Origin of the sequence: Haliscomenobacter sp., assembly GCF_965225875.1 — a bacterium.
GTDB lineage: Bacteria > Bacteroidota > Bacteroidia > Chitinophagales > Saprospiraceae > Haliscomenobacter.
Genome location: NZ_CBDDBS010000002.1, coordinates 4,431,291 through 4,451,682, shown reverse-complemented (window position 1 = coordinate 4,451,682; position 20,392 = coordinate 4,431,291). Strand labels below are relative to the sequence as shown.

The 20,392-nt window shown below is 46.6% G+C and carries 8 protein-coding genes; 2 read left to right on the top strand and 6 right to left on the bottom strand.

What is annotated here, in order from left to right; genetic code table 11:
* Positions 1 to 302 precede the first annotated feature (302 nt).
* Positions 303 to 1,514 (bottom strand): hypothetical protein, encoded by a 1,212-nt coding sequence (locus ACO08K_RS20060; RefSeq protein WP_421798202.1) that lies wholly within the window; start codon positions 1,512 to 1,514, stop codon positions 303 to 305.
* Positions 1,515 to 1,665: 151 nt separating this feature from the next.
* A complete protein-coding gene (gene ileS, locus ACO08K_RS20055) occupies positions 1,666 to 4,947 on the bottom strand; it encodes an isoleucine--tRNA ligase (protein WP_421798201.1) in 3,282 nt (1,093 codons plus the stop codon).
* Positions 4,948 to 5,173: 226 nt separating this feature from the next.
* Here ileS and ACO08K_RS20050 point away from each other — a divergent pair, with 226 nt between their 5' ends.
* Positions 5,174 to 5,923 (top strand): hypothetical protein, encoded by a 750-nt coding sequence (locus ACO08K_RS20050; RefSeq protein ID WP_421798200.1) that lies wholly within the window; start codon positions 5,174 to 5,176, stop codon positions 5,921 to 5,923.
* Between the two features lie 51 nt (positions 5,924 to 5,974).
* On the top strand, positions 5,975 to 6,652 hold the full coding sequence (locus ACO08K_RS20045) for an SH3 domain-containing protein (RefSeq protein ID WP_421798199.1): 678 nt from the start codon (positions 5,975 to 5,977) through the stop codon (positions 6,650 to 6,652).
* A 74-nt stretch (positions 6,653 to 6,726) separates the two neighbouring features.
* On the opposite strand, the gene ACO08K_RS20040 is transcribed toward ACO08K_RS20045, so the two are convergent.
* From ACO08K_RS20040 to ACO08K_RS20025, 4 genes are read right to left on the bottom strand one after another with little or no spacing between them, the layout of a single operon-like run.
* The gene (locus ACO08K_RS20040; protein WP_421798198.1) at positions 6,727 to 9,288 is read right to left on the bottom strand and encodes a T9SS type A sorting domain-containing protein; all 2,562 of its coding nucleotides are present in this window, start codon (positions 9,286 to 9,288) and stop codon (positions 6,727 to 6,729) included.
* Positions 9,289 to 9,344: 56 nt separating this feature from the next.
* Positions 9,345 to 16,055 carry a fibronectin type III domain-containing protein gene (locus tag ACO08K_RS20035; RefSeq protein WP_421798197.1) on the bottom strand — a complete coding sequence of 2,237 codons (6,711 nt, stop codon included), beginning with the start codon at positions 16,053 to 16,055 and terminating at the stop codon, positions 9,345 to 9,347.
* Positions 16,056 to 16,101: 46 nt separating this feature from the next.
* A complete protein-coding gene (locus tag ACO08K_RS20030; RefSeq protein WP_421798196.1) occupies positions 16,102 to 18,456 on the bottom strand; it encodes a T9SS type A sorting domain-containing protein in 2,355 nt (784 codons plus the stop codon).
* Between the two features lie 38 nt (positions 18,457 to 18,494).
* Positions 18,495 to 20,375, bottom strand: coding sequence for a T9SS type A sorting domain-containing protein (locus ACO08K_RS20025; protein ID WP_421798195.1), 1,881 nt, complete (start codon positions 20,373 to 20,375; stop codon positions 18,495 to 18,497).
* Between the last annotated feature and the right edge of the window lie 17 nt (positions 20,376 to 20,392).

Sequence of the window (20,392 nt, the reverse complement as noted above, 5' to 3'; positions counted from 1 at the left end):
GATTTTTTCCGCCTACGGCGGGTAAGGATGAGTTCATCGCTTCAATCGCAACTGCCCTCCCCTCCCCATAGTCGTCACATTAAACCCTGCCATTCCTGCACCACTCAGGCGTGGATTTTTTTCAGAAAACCACATCAGGATATCTTTTTCCCAATTGGTTTGTGCGTGGTATGATCCCGTAATGACGATTCCCTTGTAGATGACTTCGGCTAATGTATCGCTTAGAAGGATTTTTTGTTTGAGAATGAGTTGGTGATCATGTTTTTCATCTTCCAGCGTTTTGGAGTTGCTATCTTGCTTCCTTAATCAATAAAGCAGTGAATCAAAATGATGATGATATTCCGGCCTTCTTGATCAATCATAAAAATGGTATTCCGCTCGTCAACAGCACCATCTCCATAGTCATGATAGCTGATCCATTTCTTTACTGTTTTAAAAGCTCGATAATTTGACCAATCATGCAATACTATAAACTCTAAAAAGTCAATTGCCTCTCTTTTGACTTTGTAATAGTTTTTAATAGATAGACAAGCGTTAGCTAGCTCACAATCAAGATTTTGAACTGGCAATATTGCTACAATGTCGTCTTGTTCAAAAGGGGCATAATTTTTCCCATCATAGTCTATTCTTTCTCGGATTAAAGGCACAAGTTGATTAAATATATCCTTGGTTTTAAGCTTCCTGTACTCTTCAGGACTAAGGTCTGTTTCCTCTCTTAGCGGAACTCGAAAAACAGACTCATCCAATAACCCCTTGACTATTTCGGCTCCTTCAGTAATTTCTATTTTGAAAAGATTATACTCCATATCACCGGCCTGGTTTCCTTCGGGTCGAAGCAATGGAATTTCTCCCCTTTGAATTTCATCCTCATAATTTCTGACATTGAACTCAATTCCATCCAAATCACTCACCCATTTGTTGACAATCATATCTTGGCGATATCGTTCCAGGGGCAGTGATTCTTGTTCTACATCAATCGAATGAAACGTACCGGAGCTAAATGAATTCTGAATTTCTTCATAAATAAATTCACTGTTGAGAGAACTAGAATTGATGATTACTGGCTCGGAGCCTGGAATATCCTCAACTTGTATTTGGTAGTACCTACTACGATCCCCAATGTAAAACTGCGGGTCTTGAATATTCATATACCGATGATAATAGCCATTCGACAAGAAGTCACGGAACAAATTTTCTTTGACTTGCAGGTTGATTAAATCCGTAAAATTCCAGGTTACGTAGTGTTCTACTTTTGAGATGATGTAGCAAGCAAGATGATAAAAGTTGTATTCGTTTGTTAGTCCTAGGTTTTGCCTGTATTTAAAATTAATGGCCATGTAGTCCGCTGATCTTGGGGGATAGTGCATCAATAATTTGACGGAATGGTCTTTAAGTACCTCAACAATCTGATCAACTTCTAACTTAGTGTACTTTTGAAGTAACTCATGAATAGACATCAATGAAAAATAGGCGCAGTACTTACCTCCTGGTTTGCAAAGCTCTAGCAATTGCATGGTGGGCCAATGGAGGCTACTTTTTTTGAAAGCATGCTCAATAATGGATGTATCTAAAAATAGGGATGTTAATCTCACTTGATAATTTTTATCTAAAGTCAACTGCAACTGGCAACTAAATTGACTAGTTACCAGTTGCAATCTTAGTGGTCTATGCCAATTCCACCCTCACCTTCACCGTCACCTCTTCCGGCAGATCCAGCACTTCCCCTTCAACCCCTGCTACCAAATCCAACCTCACCGCCAGTACCTCATCGCTGATGTACTGCCCAAACTGGGCTACCGCTTCCTCCACGGCCGGGTGTTTCTCCAAGTCGATTTGGATGCGGTCGGTCACGTTGAAGTCGCGGGTTTTGCGGATGTTCTGGATGCGGTTGACCAGTTCGCGGGCCATGCCCTCAGCCACCAGAGCGGGCGTGAGCGTAATGTCGAGTGCTACGGTCAGTGGGCCGTCGTTGGCGACCAACCAGCCGGGGATGTCTTCAGCGGCGATTTCGAAATCTTCCAGGTTCAGGTCGAAGCTGGTGCCGCCGACCTCCAGGGTATATTCTTTGTTCTTTTCGATGGCGTTGATGTCGGCCTGGCTCAGGTTGTTGATGATTTCCTGGGCGGCTTTCATGTGTGGCCCCAGGCGTTTGCCGAGGGTCTTGAAGTTGGGCTTGATGCGCTTTTTGAGCAGACCCGAAGCATCGGTCAGGTATTCGATTTCCTTCACGTTTACTTCCGACTTGATCAAGTCTTTCACCGCGTCCAGTTGTTCGATGAAGGTCTCGTCCAACACGGGCAGGATCACCTTTTGCAGCGGCTGGCGCACGTTGATTTTGTGCTTTTTGCGCAGCGAAAGCACTAGCGAGGAAATGCGCTGGGCATAATCCATCCTTTCCTCCAAACCTTTGTCGATCATGTCGTCGCCAGCGGGCTCGATCAGGGCGAGGTGCACCGATTCGTAGGCTTCGTGGCGGGTTACCTTGTTCAGGTTTTGGTACAACCAGTCGGCAAAGAAGGGCGCGATGGGCGCCATCAACTTGGCCAGGGTCGTCAAACACTCGTACAAGGTTTGATAGGCCGAGATTTTATCGTCGGTATAGTCGCCCTTCCAGAAGCGGCGGCGGCAGAGGCGGATATACCAGTTGCTCAATTGCTCGTCCACAAACTGCATCATCTTACGGGCAGCGTTGGTCGACTCGTATTGCGCCAAGTCGGCGTCTACCTCGTTGATGAGGCTATGCAGTGCAGAGAGGATCCAGCGGTCGATCTCGGGGCGTTGCCACATCGGGATATCGGCCTCCATGTGGCGGAACTTGTCGATGTTGGCGTACAATGCGAAGAAGGAGTAGGTATTGAACAGTTTGCCAAAAAACAAACGGGTCGTTTCTTCGATGCCAGCCAGGTCAAAACGCAGGTTGTCCCACACTTGGGCGTTGGAGATCATGTACCAACGGGTGGCGTCGGCGCCGTATTTGTCGACCGTTTCGAAGGGGTCTACCGCGTTGCCCAGGCGTTTGGACATTTTCTGGCCGTTTTTGTCCAGCACCAAACCATTGGACACTACGTTTTTGAAGGCCACACTATCGAACACCATCACAGCGATGGCGTGCAGGGTGTAGAACCAGCCCCGGGTTTGATCCACACCCTCGGCGATGAAGTCGGCAGGGTAACGGAACTGGAAGTCTTCCTTGTTTTCAAAAGGATAGTGCCATTGCGCATAAGGCATGGCGCCTGAGTCGAACCAAACGTCGATCAGGTCGAGCTCGCGGTACAGCGGCTCGCCGTTGTCGGCCACCAGCACGATCTCGTCAATGTAGGGGCGGTGCAGGTCTTTGGGTACAGCCTGGTTTTTGCCCAGGGCAGTATTGGCCTTGTTGACCTCATTTTGCAGCTCCTCAACCGAGCCGATGCATTTTTCCAAAGTCCCCTCCTTGTTGCGCCAGATTGGGAGCGGGATGCCCCAGTAGCGCGAGCGGGAGAGGTTCCAGTCCTGCAGGTTTTCGAGCCATTTGCCGAAACGGCCTTCACCCGTTGAAGCGGGTTTCCAGTTGATGGTTTGGTTCAGCTCGAACATGCGCTCCTTCATGGCCGAAGCCTTGATGAACCAGCTGTCGAGCGGGTAGTACAACACCGGGCGGTCGGTACGCCAGCAGTGCGGGTAGGAGTGCACGTATTTTTCGGAGACGAACAGTTTGTTCTCCTCTTTGAGTTTGATCACAATGTCGACGTCCACAGGGCGTTCTTCCACCTGGCCGTAGTCTTTGACGTAGCGGCCTGCGAAGTCGGTCACTTCTTTGACAAATTGCCCGTGGCGATCCACCAGTGGCATATCGTTGCCCAATTCGTCTTTGACCATCAGGGGCACAATACCGTACTGTTTGGCCACCTTGAAGTCGTCCGAACCAAAGGTTGGTGCGATGTGTACGATCCCGGTACCGTCCTCGGTGCTCACGAAATCGCCCAACAGTGCGCGGAAAGCCGGGCCATCCGGCTTCACGTAAGGCAACAATTGCTCGTACTCGGTATTTTCCAGCTCAGCGCCCTTCAATTCCGCTACAATTTCAATGTAGGGGATGGGTTTGTTGCCAGGTTTGAGGTCTTCGGGTTTGAGGTCGGGGTTTTGCTCTGAGAAGTAGGCGCTGAAGCGGTCTTTGGCCAAAATCACCACGATGGGTGCTCCGGTGTAGCGGTTGTAGGTGCGCACCTTCAGGTAGGTGATGTTGCGCCCCAGGGCTACGGCGGTATTGGAAGGCAGGGTCCAGGGCGTGGTGGTCCAGGCCAGGAAGTACTCGTTGTCACTGCCGACTATTTTGAACATGGCTACTGCCGAAGTATCGCTGATTTCCTTGTACGCGCCGGGCATGTTCAACTCGTGTGAGCTGAGGCCAGTACCTGCGGCGGGCGAGTAAGGCTGGATGGTGAAACCTTTGTACAGCAAACCCTTTTTGTACAATTGCTGCAAGAGCCACCAAACCGACTCGATGTAATCGTTTTCGTAAGTGATGTAGGGATTGTCCAGGTCAACCCAGTAGCCGGTTTTGCGGGTGATGTCGTCCCAACGGTCCTTGTACATCATCACCGTTTCGCGGCACTTCTGGTTGTATTCGTCTACACTGATGCTTTTGCCGATGTCATCTTTGGTGATGCCTAGGGCTTTTTCTACACTCAACTCGATGGGCAAGCCGTGGGTATCCCAGCCGCCTTTGCGCTCCACCCGCTGGCCTTTCATGGTGTGGTAGCGACAAAAAATATCTTTAATGGTACGCGCCATCACGTGGTGGATGCCAGGCATCCCGTTGGCCGAGGGCGGACCTTCGTAAAATACATAACTGTTTTCGGCAGCTCTTTGCTCGATGCTCTTCTCAAAAATGCCCTCTTTTTCCCAAAATGCGCGTATCTCTTGATCGATTTCCGGTAAATTGAGTTGCTTGAATTCCTTGTACATGGAAGTTGAAAATTTTGAAGGTGCAAAGATAGGGGATTTTCGGAGAAAAATGGGCTTTCCTGAGTCATTGAAGCGGAAAGATTGAAGACTAAAATCAAGAGAGAAATGCTGATTTTATAAAATAGGTTCCAGGAATGTGCTTAATTTCACATTCCTGGAGCCAATTCGGTGAAATTACTCATTAGAATTACAAACTGGCCTTCAACTTAAAATTAAAACTCATTTTATGTCCAATGATTTAAACCAAGCTCATGTCTTTGAAAGCTTCAATTTTGACTCAGGGGAGTATATTCTTTATGCTTTTGACCAAAGAAGTTACGGAAACCCACAACATTTCTTTCTGAATGATCTGAATAAGCTGAAGGAGCTTGCCAAGAAATGGGTATTTGATAAAAAAGACTCCTTGGGTAGGTGTGGCTATGATTACGATTTAGCTGTTTTTAATGGTAAAAAATATGAAGGTGGAATTTCTATTTGTTTCAATTGTAATTCTTTAATTGTTGATAAAGACCATACCATCTGTAGCATATCAGAATCAGCTATTCTTAGGTTACTTCAAGAAGATTTTACGCCAATTCGAACGGAGCAACATGATTTTTTGACCAGAGAAGAAGGAATAAAATTTTGGAACGCGCGTAAAGACGATGTTCAATTGCTTCCAAATCAAACTCTTCCAGACTGGCTGAATTTTGAAGGCAACTGTGAGCTGAGCATCGAGCTTGGGAGCTCGAATAATACCGATTTCATAGCACAAACCGAAGAAGCAAAGCAGCAAATGAATAAAAAAATTGGTGAGACACTTGAATCCGGTAGTTTTGAACTGAGGCTTCGCATGCGTAGGAGCAGCTCAACCTATTCAAACTATCTATTTTTATTGTCAACCAGCAAATCCAATTATAATAAGCTGGAAGACGTTAAAAAAGATACCTGGAATGAATACAGCAAATTTAAATTAGATCTGTTGTATAAGGAATGATCGATTAAATGTCAATCAAGTTTTTGACCATTGTCTGCTAAACATAAATCTATGAAAAAGATAATGTTGAATTTTCTGGTCATTTATGGATTTGCTCAGTTAGGATACGCCCAGCCTAGTAAATTCCCCCCTCCCAATGACCTCGGTAAAGACAAATCCCTGGTCGCCTTTGTCAATCAGTTGAAAGTGGCAGTGAAGAAGAAAGATAAGGCATTTTTGTTGTCGGTTCTGGATGAAGACATCATGAATGGTTTTGGCGGAGATGGGGGGATTGCGGAGTTTAAAGAGTATTGGCATTGGCCGAAGGATACGATTTCGGTTTGGCATCATCTGCAACATATACTAGATATTGGAGGGGGATTTACTGCTCAAGAAGCAGGAACTGGAGAGTATAGTTTTGTATTCCCTTACATTTATAATCTTGATACAGGAGATGATGATGTTTTCACAGCGGGTGTTATAACTGGTAAAAATGTAAACTTCCGGGATAAGCCAGATTTATCTGCTAAAGTCATTACCCAACTGACCTATGATGTTGTTCAATTTTCAGATGAAACTCGTGGGAAAAACGCTGTTGGTGATCCAGAGTGGTATCTAGTTGAGACCTCAAGCCATAAAAAGGGTTGGGTTTTTTGGAAGTACATCTACAGTCCAATTGGCTATCGGCTTTTTTTGTATAAAAACAAGCAAGGTAAGTGGAAGATTTCCGCTTTTCTGGCAGGAGATTAAGCATATTAGCTTTGATCAGAACTCCCCGAAAGTTTGGAACTTTCGGGGAGTGAGGTTTGAGATGGGAGGCAATATCAACGATTGGAAGCAATCATGATGCGCTCGGTGTATACCTTTTGCCCTGCCTGAATGCGCAGGATGTACAAACCAGGTGTTTGTTTGCTCAAATCGATTGGCAGCGTTTGAGCAGAAGCGATGGAGGTTTTAAGGCTCCAGATGCGCTGCCCGGCAGTGTTCAGGATTTCCAGCTTAGCTTCGGGTTGGGGCTCCATTTCTTCAGGAAAGAGGATGGAGAATTGGCCAGAGCTGGGATTGGGGGCGATGGATAAACGCGCATTTTGTGCAGGTCTCAATTGTTTATCCTCCGCATCTTCTCCCTGAAGTTCTTCCTCCCCAAAAGGTTTTGAGGGGTCGACCCAAATTGTATCTGACCAGGGACTGATGTTGCCATTGGGGCAGATGAGGCGAAATTGCAAGGCAAGGGTTTGTCCCAGCGTTGAGAGGTAGTAAGTAGGGAGATCGGTAGTGGGGGTGTAATAAGCAAATTCCTGATGGAATCGGCGGGCTCGGATTTGTACTTTGTAATTGGCTGGCAATTTGAAAGCGGCTATTAAGGTTGAATCTTTGCGCAAAGTGTAACTGAGGTAAGTAAGATCGGGCTTTTGATTACATTGGCCTAATGCGTATACAAACTTGGTCGTAAACCGCAAGGAATCTTTAGGCGCAAGGGGGCATTTGACCACCACTTGTACTTCATAAGTCTGATTTAACACCAGATTGTTCAGGGATATTCGGTTAGTGCCTTTGACCAAACTCGATTTCCACAGGGTTTCATTTGCTGCTTTTATCTTCCAATGGTAGTCATAATTTATCCCTCCAAGATGGTTGATGAAATCAGCGGATAGGACGACTGGCTGATTTGCATTCATCTCGACCAGGGCTATTTCACCCTCTTTTGGCAGGCGACAAGACCCGGTGGTGAAAAAAAATGGAGCCGACCAATCGGTTGAGCCTACACTATCCTGGCCACACATCAACCGCGCAGAAAGTTCATACATCGTATTGGCTTGCAAGTTACGTATAGTCAATACGTCATTGAGGATGGTGACCAGTGCTTCCTTGTATTTGATGTAGGTATAGCTGGAGTCGCCTTTAGGCCTGATTCGAAATTCATAACCCACTTTTTTTCGGCCCGTTCTCATCCACATTCCAGCATGCGTATCAGATAAATTCAGCAAAAAAAATTCCTTCGGTTGAATCACAGCACAAAATGGAGGAATGGTAAAAGTGTCGGAGACTGTCATTGAATTTCCATTTGCGCAACCTACTTTCAGTTGGAATGTATAGGTTTTGCCCTCTTCAAGGCCCGATGAATTGAAATACCCTAAATCGGAAGTCGGTTTAGCCTGCCAGACCTGAGTCCCCAGTTCCCGATGCGACCAGGTATACAATGCTTCGTTAAGAAAGCCTCCAGTGGTTCTGCAAAACACCCTGAGGTTGGGATGGTTGTTTATTTCAAATTCAAGATATGTGGAGTACACATTGGGTGGCCTGCATGTTTCTGCGGCAAAAAAGACAATCTCTGACCAATCTCCCCAGCTTTGATTGTCCGTACAGAACGATCTTATTTGGCATTCATATAGGCTATCTGTTTGTAAAGAATCGAAAACGACCTGCCTTAAACCTTCTTTTATTTTGGGGTGCCATTGATCAGCCCCTTTCTTCCTAAACCTACCTTGCAGTCGGGTGTCGTCAAATTCAGCCACAAAACCGATCATTGTAGTTTTGTTTGCCTGACTAAACCAAATCCTTTTGCTTTTATTTGAACCACAATTTGACCCAACTGAAAAAGCTGCTCTCAATTTTTTGGGCCCCACCTGAATCGTGTCGCCATTGGGGCAGGTGAGGGTGGCAAAAAGCTCGTAGTCAGCTCGTTCCTTTAACCCCTCAATCCTTAATGTATCCGTTGAAACGTTTTGATACCTTCTGCGAAAATCGCTTGGTTCGAAAAAATTCCTAATCGTCAAGAGTAAATCATAACGAATTTGGTCATTGTTTTTTAGGGTTATCGTTGCGGAGGTAAAATCAGATTTAAGAATTTGAACATACTCGTCCTGATCGAATCTACAAGGGGCCAAGCGCTCAATCCTAAAATGGTAGTCCTCCATTTCAATCACTACGGCCTGCTCCCCGCTTGGAGGACCATAGGCTTTTTTGGAGGCCAGCACCCGCAGTACATAGTTTCCTGATTCCACCGCAGGTAATTTGAACTCTCCCCGGGCGATTGCACGATGCAGGGTTTTGCCTTCCCAGACCTGTTCTCCAGCATCTTCAAAATCCTTGTCCCGGTTGAGGTCAATCCATACCCGCAAATAGGCGGTATCCTGCACCCGAGGGTATCCGCCCAATTCCAGTTGCAAAGCATAAGTGCTATCTGGTCTTAAGGTCAATTTTGAATCCTCAACCAAATAATACCCGTCGTTGACGCCGGAGGTAAAGTTCCAGTTGCCAATGCTCACTTTTTGCAGCCAGATCGTATTGCGGATTGGTTTTTTGCCCAAGAGGGCGTCGCTAAATTGAGCTTGTAAAAAAGCAGGGAGGAGCAGCACCAATAAAAAGCTACAATATGATTTCATAAAATTAGGGGTTTGGTGTGTGGGCAAGTTCTATTTGCCCACACACCATTATTTGATTATGGTTTTTGCAAAAGGATACGTTCGGTAAAGGTTTGATCACCTGCCAGCACCCAGACAAAATACAGCCCCCCTGCCTGATTCGACAGATCGAGAGAAGCCTCCTCGCCGTCCAGTTTTTGGCTATATACCTTTTGACCAGATAGATTGAAAACTTCAATTACCCTGCCCGAGGCAGCTGCTTCAATTTGAGGCAAACTTACTTTGAACTGGCCTGCACTTGGGTTAGGGCTGATGCGCAAGGTAGGCTTTGCCTTGACCTTAGATGACGGTTGGAGGAGCATCGCAGCTGCCTCATTGTTTACCAGCGGCTGAGTGGGTCTGGTAACAATGCTATCCGACCAGGGGCTGACATTGCCATTGGGGCAAATGATCCGGAACCAGATTACTTCAGGAGCAGAACTATTTCCAAAAGCAATGGCCAGGTTAGCAGGTACAGGAGTACCAATCCAGCCTGGTGTGCCGAACCTTTCTTTGTACTGTATTTGATATTTGTAAAGCTCAGGGAGTTTAACACCCAAAATCCAATTCGAAAACTCATCTGCGCGCATCCAGACAATACCTGGATCAGGAGGAAGGGTACATTGGCTGGAATCAATGGTTAATTTGGTCTCCAGCAACAAGCTATCTCCTTGCTCGCCTGGGCATTTGATGTTAACCCTCAGCTGGTAAGTAGCCCCTTTGAGTAAGTTTTTCAGCACAAAAAGATTGGTTCCACGAAAATATTCCTTACTCCAGCGTGAATCCTGATCCGATTTGTATTCCCAGAAATAGTCCAGATTGGGTTCATAATTGGCTCCACCAAAATCGGCTTGTAGCAAAACCGAGTCCACACCATAGTATTTCAAGACGGCCAAATCGCCATAAAGTGGGATCAGGCAGGACTTGGTTTTAAACTCAACCGTTTCGGACCAGTCGGTTTGGCGGCTGGGGTCCGCACACTTGATGCGTGCATTTAATTCGTAAGTTGTTCCAGGCACCAGGTTTTCCAAGAAGGTGTACCCATTAAGCCCGCGTATGCTCTGGTAGAGGTAAGCTTCCTTGCCTTTTATCCGATAACGATACTCACAAAGCCGCGTATTGGCAGTTTGTACAAAAACATTGACCGAATGATGCGTCGGCTCTTCAAAACCGATTGATTTTGCCTCAATCTGGAAGCATTCAGAAGGTACGGTTATGATACGGTTATACGTGGCAAAGCGCTCGCCACAAAATACTTTGATCTGGACTTCATAAGTGGAATCTGGGATCAAATTTTGAAAGCCAACGGAATTGTTTTCTGTTTTGATGCTATCCTGCCAAGTGGAACTACCTTTCAAGCGTTGGTAAAAATGGTAGGTATATTTGAAATTTCCCGTGTTGGCATTAAAAGTGACACGCAGCTCAGGAAATTGGTAAAAATTCAAATTAATAAATACCTGTTCAGGTATCGGTAACGCACAGTTTTGGGGGGCAAATATTTTGCTCTCCGACCAGGAAGACCAGGCATTCAAATCCTTACACAATTTACGTACCTGAAACTCATAATTGACGCCCAATTCCAGTTGGTAAACGATCTGTTTTGAAAGACCTTGGGTGATGAAAATCCGCCAAAAATCGTTTGCGTCAGCTTTGCGGTAGCGCCATTGAATGTTTTCTTGAGGCTGAACACTTTTAAGGCTCAGTTCTGCCTCCTGAAATCCAAGTTGGGTAATGGTCAGGTCATTGGGAGAAACACTCTTGCAAGGATTCGCAGCCGTGTCCGGAAGGGTATTGAAGGTAATAAACTCAGTCCAGCGCACCTCATATGGCGTGCAAACCAGGCCCAATCTAAGTTGGTAGGTTTGCCCCGGCTTCAGGTTGTTCAAAACCAGTGAATCCTGATAAATGGTTGAAAAATTCTGGGAAGAAAAGTCATCGGGGCTATACAAGTACCAATTGTAGCGTTTCCGGGATAGATTTTGAGCAACGACTGTTGCACGTTTGCTTTGAATGTTGCGCACTAGGATGTTTTCCGTAGTAGGCGTCACACAATCTCCGGGAAGTTTGTTCTCCAACACTATCACATCAGACCATGCACTGACATTGCCAGTGGGACAAAGGACTCGAAACTGTAACTCGTAAACCGGGCCCAGGTAAAAGCCAAAGTACAGGGTACTATTGCCGCAGATGATCTTTTGGGGTTTATCATCATCCCATGCCTTAGGGCTAGCTGGTTTGGGGCGATAACGAATTTCAAGGTCATAGCCAGCTTTCAAATTACATCTGGCTTCAACACTGTAATTGCTTGAATCCTGTTTGATCAGCAACCAGGACAGCTGCGGTTTTTGGCCACAAATGTCCGAAACAGTGCGAAAGGACTTATTCAATAAAAAACTATCACTCAGTTCCCCCAAACAACCCACAATAAGCTGCAACTCATAGTCCTGATCAGGCATGAGTTTACCCAGGGCTACCCGAACCGCATTTTGGCCTTTAGCGGCAGTCCATCCCGGGGTGTTTTTGATTCGATAGCGCCATTTGTACTGAAGATTGTTCAAAGGTTTATCGTATTCAAAAAACTCAACTATGGCTTGGATTGAATCCGTGGCGGTGTTCAACAAAGTGATTTCACCCGCATAGGGCAATTGACAATTGGGCGTCGTGAAATAAACAGGCTCGGACCATTTGGCTTCTTTTCCACAACTCATCTGAACACCTACCTCATAACTTGTACCCGGTGTCAACTGAACCAAGTCCATCGCGTTCCAATACTCGGCAAAGCTTTTCACGATATAGTTTTCGCTCCCTTTACTCCGATAACGGACTTTGAAGGAGTTGATAAAAGGAAGGGCTAATTCAACTCGTGCAGAGGTATTGGTTACTTTTACCATTTTGATCTGCTCTGGCTTCAATACAAAGCACTCCTCTGGCAGGCTGAAGGTATTGGTAAGTGTCTTGACCTGAGTGCTACCACCTTCTTCACAAGCCAAATCCACTTCAACCTGATAAGATGTGCCAGGGATTAAGGCCGACAAACTCAGGACGTTTTCACCTTTGATGTTGATGGAGTTCCAGGTAGTTGCGCCTACTTGTCGGTAGCGCCAATTGAACTCAGGAACATACCACCCGTATATGCTGCTTTCTGCATAAAGCCGTACTTGAAAAGGACTGATCACAATGGGCGTCAGGCGCATCGAATCTGGAATAAAACAGGCCAGTGTTTTGAAAGAAACACTTCCCGACCAATTCGTCCAGCTGCTTTCACCCACACAAATTTTTCTGATCTGTGCTTCGTACATTTTGTCAGGCGAAAGGGTATTCAAACCGATCAGGTAATAGTTGGTGAAGGCGTAAGGAGTCCAGGTAGAATCTCCCTTTAAGCGATAGCGCCATTCAAGCTTTGAATAGTTGAAATTGGTATAGGTCAAGTTAACGCTATAAGGTGTAATTCTGGATACACTGATTTCGCTGGCCAATGCGGTACAGGGTAGTTTGTATTCTTGAGTTACCCAGGCCGTTGCTGCGCCATTTCCGCATTGTACACTCAAGGAAAACTCGTAGCGGGTATCCGCTTTTAAGTTTTTCAACAAAAACAAGTCGCTATTTCCTTCGACGGGCGTACTCCAGCTGAAAGTGCCTTTGATCCGATAACGCCAGAGGTATTTTGCAGCTACCACATTGGCCTGTAATAGCACAGCACCCTCTCCTTCGTATTGGATGCTGAAGTCATTGGCATTGATGGCTGGGCAGGGTTTTACAAACAAGCGGGATCGACTCCAGGGCGTAAGTTCGTTGGTGGCAATACACAACCCACGAGTGCTAAATTCATAGGGTGAATCGGTATTCAAACTGGGGAGTTTGCCCGAGGAGCCAGGTAAGCTTATCCAGCCAGTGTCCCTTAACGCTTTATACCGCCACTGCACATTACGCAGTTTGGTGCCTTTGTACTCATACGCAATATCTTCTGGACCGCGGTAAGTAATAAGCATTTGGGTAGAATCGGGGGCGGAACACCGTATGTCGAGAGTTTGAATTTTGATGACTGGACTCCAATTGCTCCAGCGCGACTCGGCACATTGCACCCGTGCCTGAAAGTCATAAGCCTGTGGAAATACGAGGCCGCGCAACAAGATACTGGAGGAGTCTGTTTTGAGGCTATCTGCCCAAACATTGGTTCCGCTTATCCGCCAACGCCAGTAATAAGCTATTCCTTTGCGCTTGTTGGTAAGGCGGTAACTGGCTACATCCAGGTAACTCAGCGTTAGTTCGGTGGCTACTGGAGCAATGCAGGGCTCCACCTCGGTTTTAAAAGATTTGACTGGGCTGTATCCCGATACCAAAGATAAGTCGGTAGTGCAAAAAATTCGGACTCTAAACTCATAGAATGTCTCCGGTTTTAAGCCTTGTACCGTGGTGCTGGAATTGCTCACTCTTGGCAAGACCGTCCAGGTTCCAGTGCCACGAACCCGATAAGAAAACTCAAAAAACCCACCAGTGCTAGATGCTAAGCATTGTAAAACTGCACTTTGATGGGTGATTTGATTAACTCTTAATGTAGTCGAATCTGGAGTGTTACAACCCACTAAAGTTGTGAATTGAGCAATTTTCGAATCAGGACTAACCGTACTCAAATTGGTATTGCAATACACTTTTACCTTAAATTCATAGACCGTTGCAGGCTGTAAGCTTGCGATGAAGGAGTAATTTTGGCTACTCAGCGGGCCGTTGGTCCAGGTTTCAGTCCCCTTGATGCGGTATTGAAATTGGTAATACGCCGCATTGGGCTGTTTACCACAATTCATTTGTGCAGATCTAGATCCTAGCAAGCTGACCGTCAAAGTGCTGGCATCAGGTGCGGGGCAAGGAATGTCCAGGGTGGTGAAAAACAGGTAATCGGACCAATTGCTATACGCTCCATTCGGGCACAGTATACGTAGGCGAGCCTGATAACGGGTATTGCCTTGCAATGCTGAAATGGGAAAACTATCGATGCTAAGTGCTGGTGAGGCAATCACCAACAGGCCAGTGCCAGCATCCCGCAACTCCCATTGATAACGAGGTGAGGTCAGGCCTTGGGCTTTGAGGGTAACTGAAGTAGCCCTTAGTTTTAAGAGTGCAATGTTTTTTGAACTGGTGGCGCAAGTTTGGGAAGATTGCAGATTGATGCCATAGTCCTCGGTTTCAATTACCTGTGCTGAAGTATCACAAGGCCCTTGAGCCCAATTGTTCAAAGACAGAATAATTCTCATGCGGCTTGAACCACCGCTGAGTGTAGCAGGTATAGAAAAAGTGCCCTTATTGGCCGTCCGGTAGGCGCTTTTGCCCTCGTAAACGCGCTCTCCGGCATCCTCAAAATCCCGATCGCGATTGGCATCTACCCAAATTTCCCAGTACAAGGTATCTCTGATTCGCAATATTCCACCAGGTTCAAGTTGTACGTTGTACTCAGTGTTATTTGTCAGGGACAGACCACTGTTCTCCCGAAGCAAATATCCTTTGTTGTCCCCTGAGGTGTAAGCCCAGGCACCAATGTTGACTCGATTGAGCCAAGACGGGTTATTTCCGCCAAAACTGGCGCAATAAACCCCTCCACAACCCTGGGTCTTGAGGTTCAAAACGCTAGTCCAGGCAGAAAACTCCTTACCACAAGCCCGGCGCACTTGCACCTCCAATTTGGTACAAGGTTTGAGGTTCTTCAAACTCCAGAGATTACTCGTGAGGTTTTGGATTGTCCAGCTGGTATCCCCCAAAGTCCGATAGCGCACTTGATAGAGACTGTCTTGTGCAAATGCCGTCCACTGCAACTGAAGGGAATTGTAGGTGGAGTCGATTTGAGTGATGGATGGGATGGTGCATACTTCAGCAGGGCACTCTTCGGGGTATACCCTGAACTGAGAAAAATACTGCATCCGTTCATACTGCCCGGGCGAAAAATAGTCTTTGCACTTGGGCCAGGCATAAGACATGATGTTTCTGGGATTTGGCTGGTACAGCTCCCCGTTTTTATCACGCAGCGTGCCCGTATAGGCACAGGTGCTGCTGTTTACCAAACTAACATCACAGCCCAGCCCTTGTAAATTCGGGTCAGCGGGAGTGTCACATACATCATCTCCAGTGCGGGCACAATTGGGGTCGTTGACCAGTTCGTCGGTAAGGACATCACAATTTGCTTTGCCGTGGGTATGGTACAAGCCGTAATAATGGCCCATTTCGTGGGCAAAAGTAGATTGACTCAAGTGGCTTTTGAGCATAAAAAGCGCTTCAGGTGCACCTCGGTTTGGCAAGTACGTATATCCAGCAATGCTCCCATATTCAATACTTTCTACACAAAAAACATTGATGACTTTTGCCGTTTTAAACTCCTGCCAAAGCGCCTTTTCTTCACTGATCAGGTAGCTACCATAGGGCGATGACAGGACATTGAGTGGAGGGTGACAGGCAAAAAATTCAATCCCCATGGGTTGAAAAGCCTTGTTCAAATTGGCCACAGCCAGGTTTACTTCGGCCTGAGAGAGGCTGGCGGTTTTGCCGGAACTAAAAGCAACGAATTTGAGGGGGACTCGTTTCACTGCTCGTAGTTGAGGGCGAGCATCAGGATTGTTGTGAAAGCGTTCCAGTGCCTGATGGTGGCTGTTCATCCACTGGATCGTTGCGGCGTCAGGTTCAAAGCCGCAGCCAATTTCTGCGGATTGGGCCAAAATCATCTGGGGTAAAGCCAGTAAGAGTACGAGGTAAAAAAAGTTTTTCATGAGCTAGAGTCAATTCCCTTGGGAATCCATTTTTGATGGTTAGTTCTTATGGTTTTTGCAGCAATATTTTTTCAGTGTAGCCTACTTTTCCTGCTTGCAAGCGAACGAAGTAGAGCCCTGCCGGATGCTCCGACAAGTCAATGTCCAAGCTTGATCCTGAAGCATTTTCCAGAGAGCGATGCAGCACTTGGCGACCATCACTACCATAAATGCTGAGGGTGCCTGGGCCGCTCAGCTCGACTGAGCTTTGGATTGAAAAACGGCCGGGGGTAGGATTGGGGAAGATCGTCAACTTCCTTACGAGTGGTTTGCCCAAAACATTGATGAACTTATTTTCCTTTTCCGGTGCTGGAGCCTCGATCACTGGTTTTCCTCGTTCCATTTGAAAGATTGCCGACCATGGCCCAACATTGCCGCTAGGGCAAATCACCCGAAACTGAAATTCATCTGTGGTGCCCGGTTCGAGAAAGTAAACAAGTGAGCTCTTATCACAAGAGATCAAGGACGGAACAGTCCTCCAAAAATTTTGAACATTAGATTTGTCCCTAAACCTTACTTCCACTTGATAACCGGATTTGCCAAAATTACAGCTCAGATGAACATTGGAATTGATGGTGTCTTGAAATGTCTCTAACCAAGATAGCAGTGGTGGTCGTTGGCTGCAAGAATCCAATACTGCTTTGAATTGACTGCTGATCACCAAAGAATCTATAGCCGAATTGGGGCAAGCGACATGGGCAACTACTTCATACTCAAGCGAAGGCGTAAGACCCGTCAACAACACCTGAGATTGATTGTTTCTGGGTAAAAAAGCCCAGTTTGCCTGACCTTTGGGTCGATACTTCCATTGATAATCCAAGTTCTCCAGGGGCGCTGCAAATTCAAAAAACTCCAGTGCGAGGGAGGCAGAATCTGGCCCAATTTTTAGCGCAGAAATTTCTCCACCGTAAGGAAGATCGCAGGCAGGGGTTTTGAAGTAGATTGGTTCAGACCATTCTTCTTTTTGTTTACAAATTACACTAATGCCCAATTCATACTTTGTACCCGGCTTCAGTCGATACAAAACGCTGGGGTAAAAGGTAGAACCCGTACGATAGGTATACTCGGTTGCGCCTTCATTCCGGTAGCGAATTTTATAGTTGATTTTATCCCGAGCATTCACATGGACTTGGGCCGTAGAAATGGTGATTTTGGATAGCTGGATTTTTTCTTTTTCAAAAACAAAGCATTCTACCGGCAGTGTGAACACTCCTTTGAAGCTTACCTTGTTGTTTCCATTTTCGGTACAAAGCATTTCAAGTTCCACTTCGTAAGTTGCACCAGGCACCAGCCCTCTAATAGTCACGACATTTTCGTCTGTTTTGATCGTGTCCAGCCACACTGCATCTCCTAGTTTTCGGTACCGCCAAAGGAAATCATTGACGCCCCAGGAGGCATTGGAATTTTCTGCCAGGAGGAAAAGCTGACCAGTGTTGGTAAACACATTATAGAAGTTGATCGAATCGGGTAACTGGCAAAGCCTACTTCGGAAGGTGATACTCGCCGTCCAATCCGTCCAATCTATTTCCCCAATACATTGCTTTCGCACCTGGGCTTCATATAGTGTTCCGGGCTTCAGTTGAAGTTGATTCAGAATAAGCTGTTTGTAGGAAACATACCCGTCATATCGCCAAGCGTTGGTATCCCCAACTATTCGGTAGCGCCAATCCAACTTGGTAAAGTTATCCTTGCCGTAGGTTATGGTGACACGTTCCAAGGTGGTGCTTACGGATAGATCAGTAACCACCGGTTTGACACAAGGCATTTGGTATTCCACTGTAAGCCAGTTTCCGATCGTTTCATTGAAGCATTGAATGCGCAGTCCAAACTCATAAAGCGCATCACTTTTTAATTGCTCCAGTAAAAGCACCCCAAATTCCCGTTCAATCGTGGGGCTCCAATTGGCCGCTCCTTTGATCCGGTAGCGCCAGAAATATTTTTTTGCCTGGACGTTTGTCTCGAACAACACCGATCCATTGCCTATGTATTCAATCGTCAGGTCTGCGGGTACCAGAGGCGTGCAGGGCATCACAAAGGGTTTGGGGCTGCTCCAATCACTGAGCTCCTGATTGGCACAAAGCCCTCTGGCACTGAATTCATAGGGGCTGTCTACTCCTAAAGTTACTGCCCCGGATTGCCCGGGCAAGGCCGTCCAGGCGGTATCCGTAATGGCTCTGTAGCGCCATTGTACCTCGCGATACCCGGTTCCAAGGTATTGATAAGCGACCTGGCTGGTGTTTTTGTACACAATCCACAAACTATCGGCATCAGGTGCTGGGCAGGCATTGGTGCTGGCGGACAGACCACTCAGTTCTACCTGAAACAAACAACAGAAGAGAACAAGGTAAAATAGATGTTTCATGAGCTAGAATTTTCAAGCGCCTACGGGGAATAAGTACCTTATTTTTTTACAAATTGAATTGATTGAATGCCTACAGCAGTTTGCAGTTCCAATACGTACATTCCAGGGTTAAAGTTCCGTACAGCAATGCTGGTGCCCGTAAAGTTTTCTTGTCCGGCCATCCGCCAGATTACCCGCCCTAAAGCGTCACGGACCAGGATTGAGCTGATGTTCAAAGGTTGTGGAAGTCTAAGTTCCAGCTGATCTTCCGCCGGGTTGGGGTACAATTGCACTGCTACTTGATCAGCCAGCGGCACCTGCAATCTTTCGGTTCCAATCGGCGTTGGCAGCGGGAACGGCACTTGCCCCGGAGAGGGCCTACGGGAAATGGGCGAAAAGTCAAAGCGGGTTAGTACGGAGGAAATGTAATCTTGGGTAACCAAGGTGTTGTTGCCCAAGCGCAGGGTATCAAGGTACATGGCCCCTTCCAGGTAAAAGGATTCATCGGGGCCGGGGCGGATAAAATGAGGGTAAAAATGATTGGCAGAATCCAAGGGGAAATCAGCAATCCACTCCAGTTTTCCGGAGGGTGCAATCCGGGCCAATCCGCCCCATTCGTATATGCTATTGTCTTCGTCGGAGAAAGTAATGGGCAATTCAATGGTTCTATCCTCCACCTGTAGGGTAGTAGGCTCGTAAGCGAGGTAATACAGTGGCATCAACAAACGCCCCGCTGCATCTACCGACCAACTGCGATAAGGCAGAAATGAGGACTCCAAAATGTAGTCGATGCAAAGGGGGACCACCTGAGGGAGTTGTTTTTTCCAGATGATGTTTCCATCCGGGTCCAATTTGAGGACAAAGGTCGTGAGGTCGTCTTCGGGGTTTGGATTGATGCCAATATCGCTCAAAACCACCCGACCATTGTAATACAAAATTTCGGAGTAACTGCCTACCACATAAATGTCTCCATTTTTCCCTGCTACCATGCGGGCATACAAGATTTCACTATTGAACTCACTCAACCACTCGATGTTGCCATTGGCATCGTGTTTGAGAAGGTAAGCCTGATCAAAAACAGGGTCAATTTCAGGTATACTTTGTAAAATAAACCCATCCCCAAAGTCCACTTCATCGCCGAAAGAATATTCACCCAGCACCCAGAACGAACCGTCAGGCTGAGCACTTACATCCAAAAGCTCCAAACTGGCATCGATCTGGTCCCCTTGGCTGTACCAGATCAATTCTCCATTGGAGTCCATTTGGAAAGTGAAGATGCCATCCTCAGGCACATTTCCAATGCTTTGATCGGCGATGTAAATGCTATCTGCGCTGTAACTGAAAAAGGTCAAAAACAGGTTGTTTTGTTGGTTCATATTTAGACGCAAGTCATAAAAATAACCTGCTGAGGTGCTCACCTGCTGCTCCCAGATCAGATCGCCCTTTGCTGAAAATTTGACCACAAACAGGTCTTCACAAAACGAATCGGCCCCACAACTGGAGACCAGGTAATCATTCCGCCCCAGGTAAGTGGTATCGGCACTGCTGATGCCTCCGATCACCACCTGGCCCTGGTCGTCTAGCACCATGTCAAATACATCCACCAAGCCAAACTCCGATTCCCGAATGGTACGGTACCATTCCAATTTGCCCTTGGCATTGTACTTGGCTAAAAAGAATTGATAAATGCCATCGGGATGTTCTGGCAGGAAGGTGCGGAAATCCAACTGAAGTCCTTCCTGGAACCCGCCGAGCAAATAGGAATTGCCTTGTTGGTCGACGAGCATTTCGATCAAGGGGCCACCTTCTTCATCTGCCACATCACTGTCGAAGATGTCAATTTTGGTCGCCCAATGGTAGTTGGGTCTTTGCGCAAAAGCCGAGCTGGATACACCCAGTATAAAAAGAATCAAGAGAATAGGGTAGCAGTATTTTTTCATAAAATGAGGTCGTTAAG

Bases quoted from the DNA above. Each gene is read 5' to 3' on its own strand.
- ACO08K_RS20050 (WP_421798200.1), top strand. From the start codon at position 5,174: ATGTCCAATGATTTAAACCAAGCTCATGTCTTTGAAAGCTTCAATTTT.
- ileS (WP_421798201.1), bottom strand. From the start codon at position 4,947: ATGTACAAGGAATTCAAGCAACTCAATTTACCGGAAATCGATCAAGAG.
- ACO08K_RS20040 (WP_421798198.1), bottom strand. From the start codon at position 9,288: ATGAAATCATATTGTAGCTTTTTATTGGTGCTGCTCCTCCCTGCTTTT.
- ACO08K_RS20060 (WP_421798202.1), bottom strand. From the start codon at position 1,514: ATGCAATTGCTAGAGCTTTGCAAACCAGGAGGTAAGTACTGCGCCTAT.
- ACO08K_RS20035 (WP_421798197.1), bottom strand. From the start codon at position 16,055: ATGAAAAACTTTTTTTACCTCGTACTCTTACTGGCTTTACCCCAGATG.
- ACO08K_RS20030 (WP_421798196.1), bottom strand. From the start codon at position 18,456: ATGAAACATCTATTTTACCTTGTTCTCTTCTGTTGTTTGTTTCAGGTA.
- ACO08K_RS20045 (WP_421798199.1), top strand. From the start codon at position 5,975: ATGAAAAAGATAATGTTGAATTTTCTGGTCATTTATGGATTTGCTCAG.
- ACO08K_RS20025 (WP_421798195.1), bottom strand. From the start codon at position 20,375: ATGAAAAAATACTGCTACCCTATTCTCTTGATTCTTTTTATACTGGGT.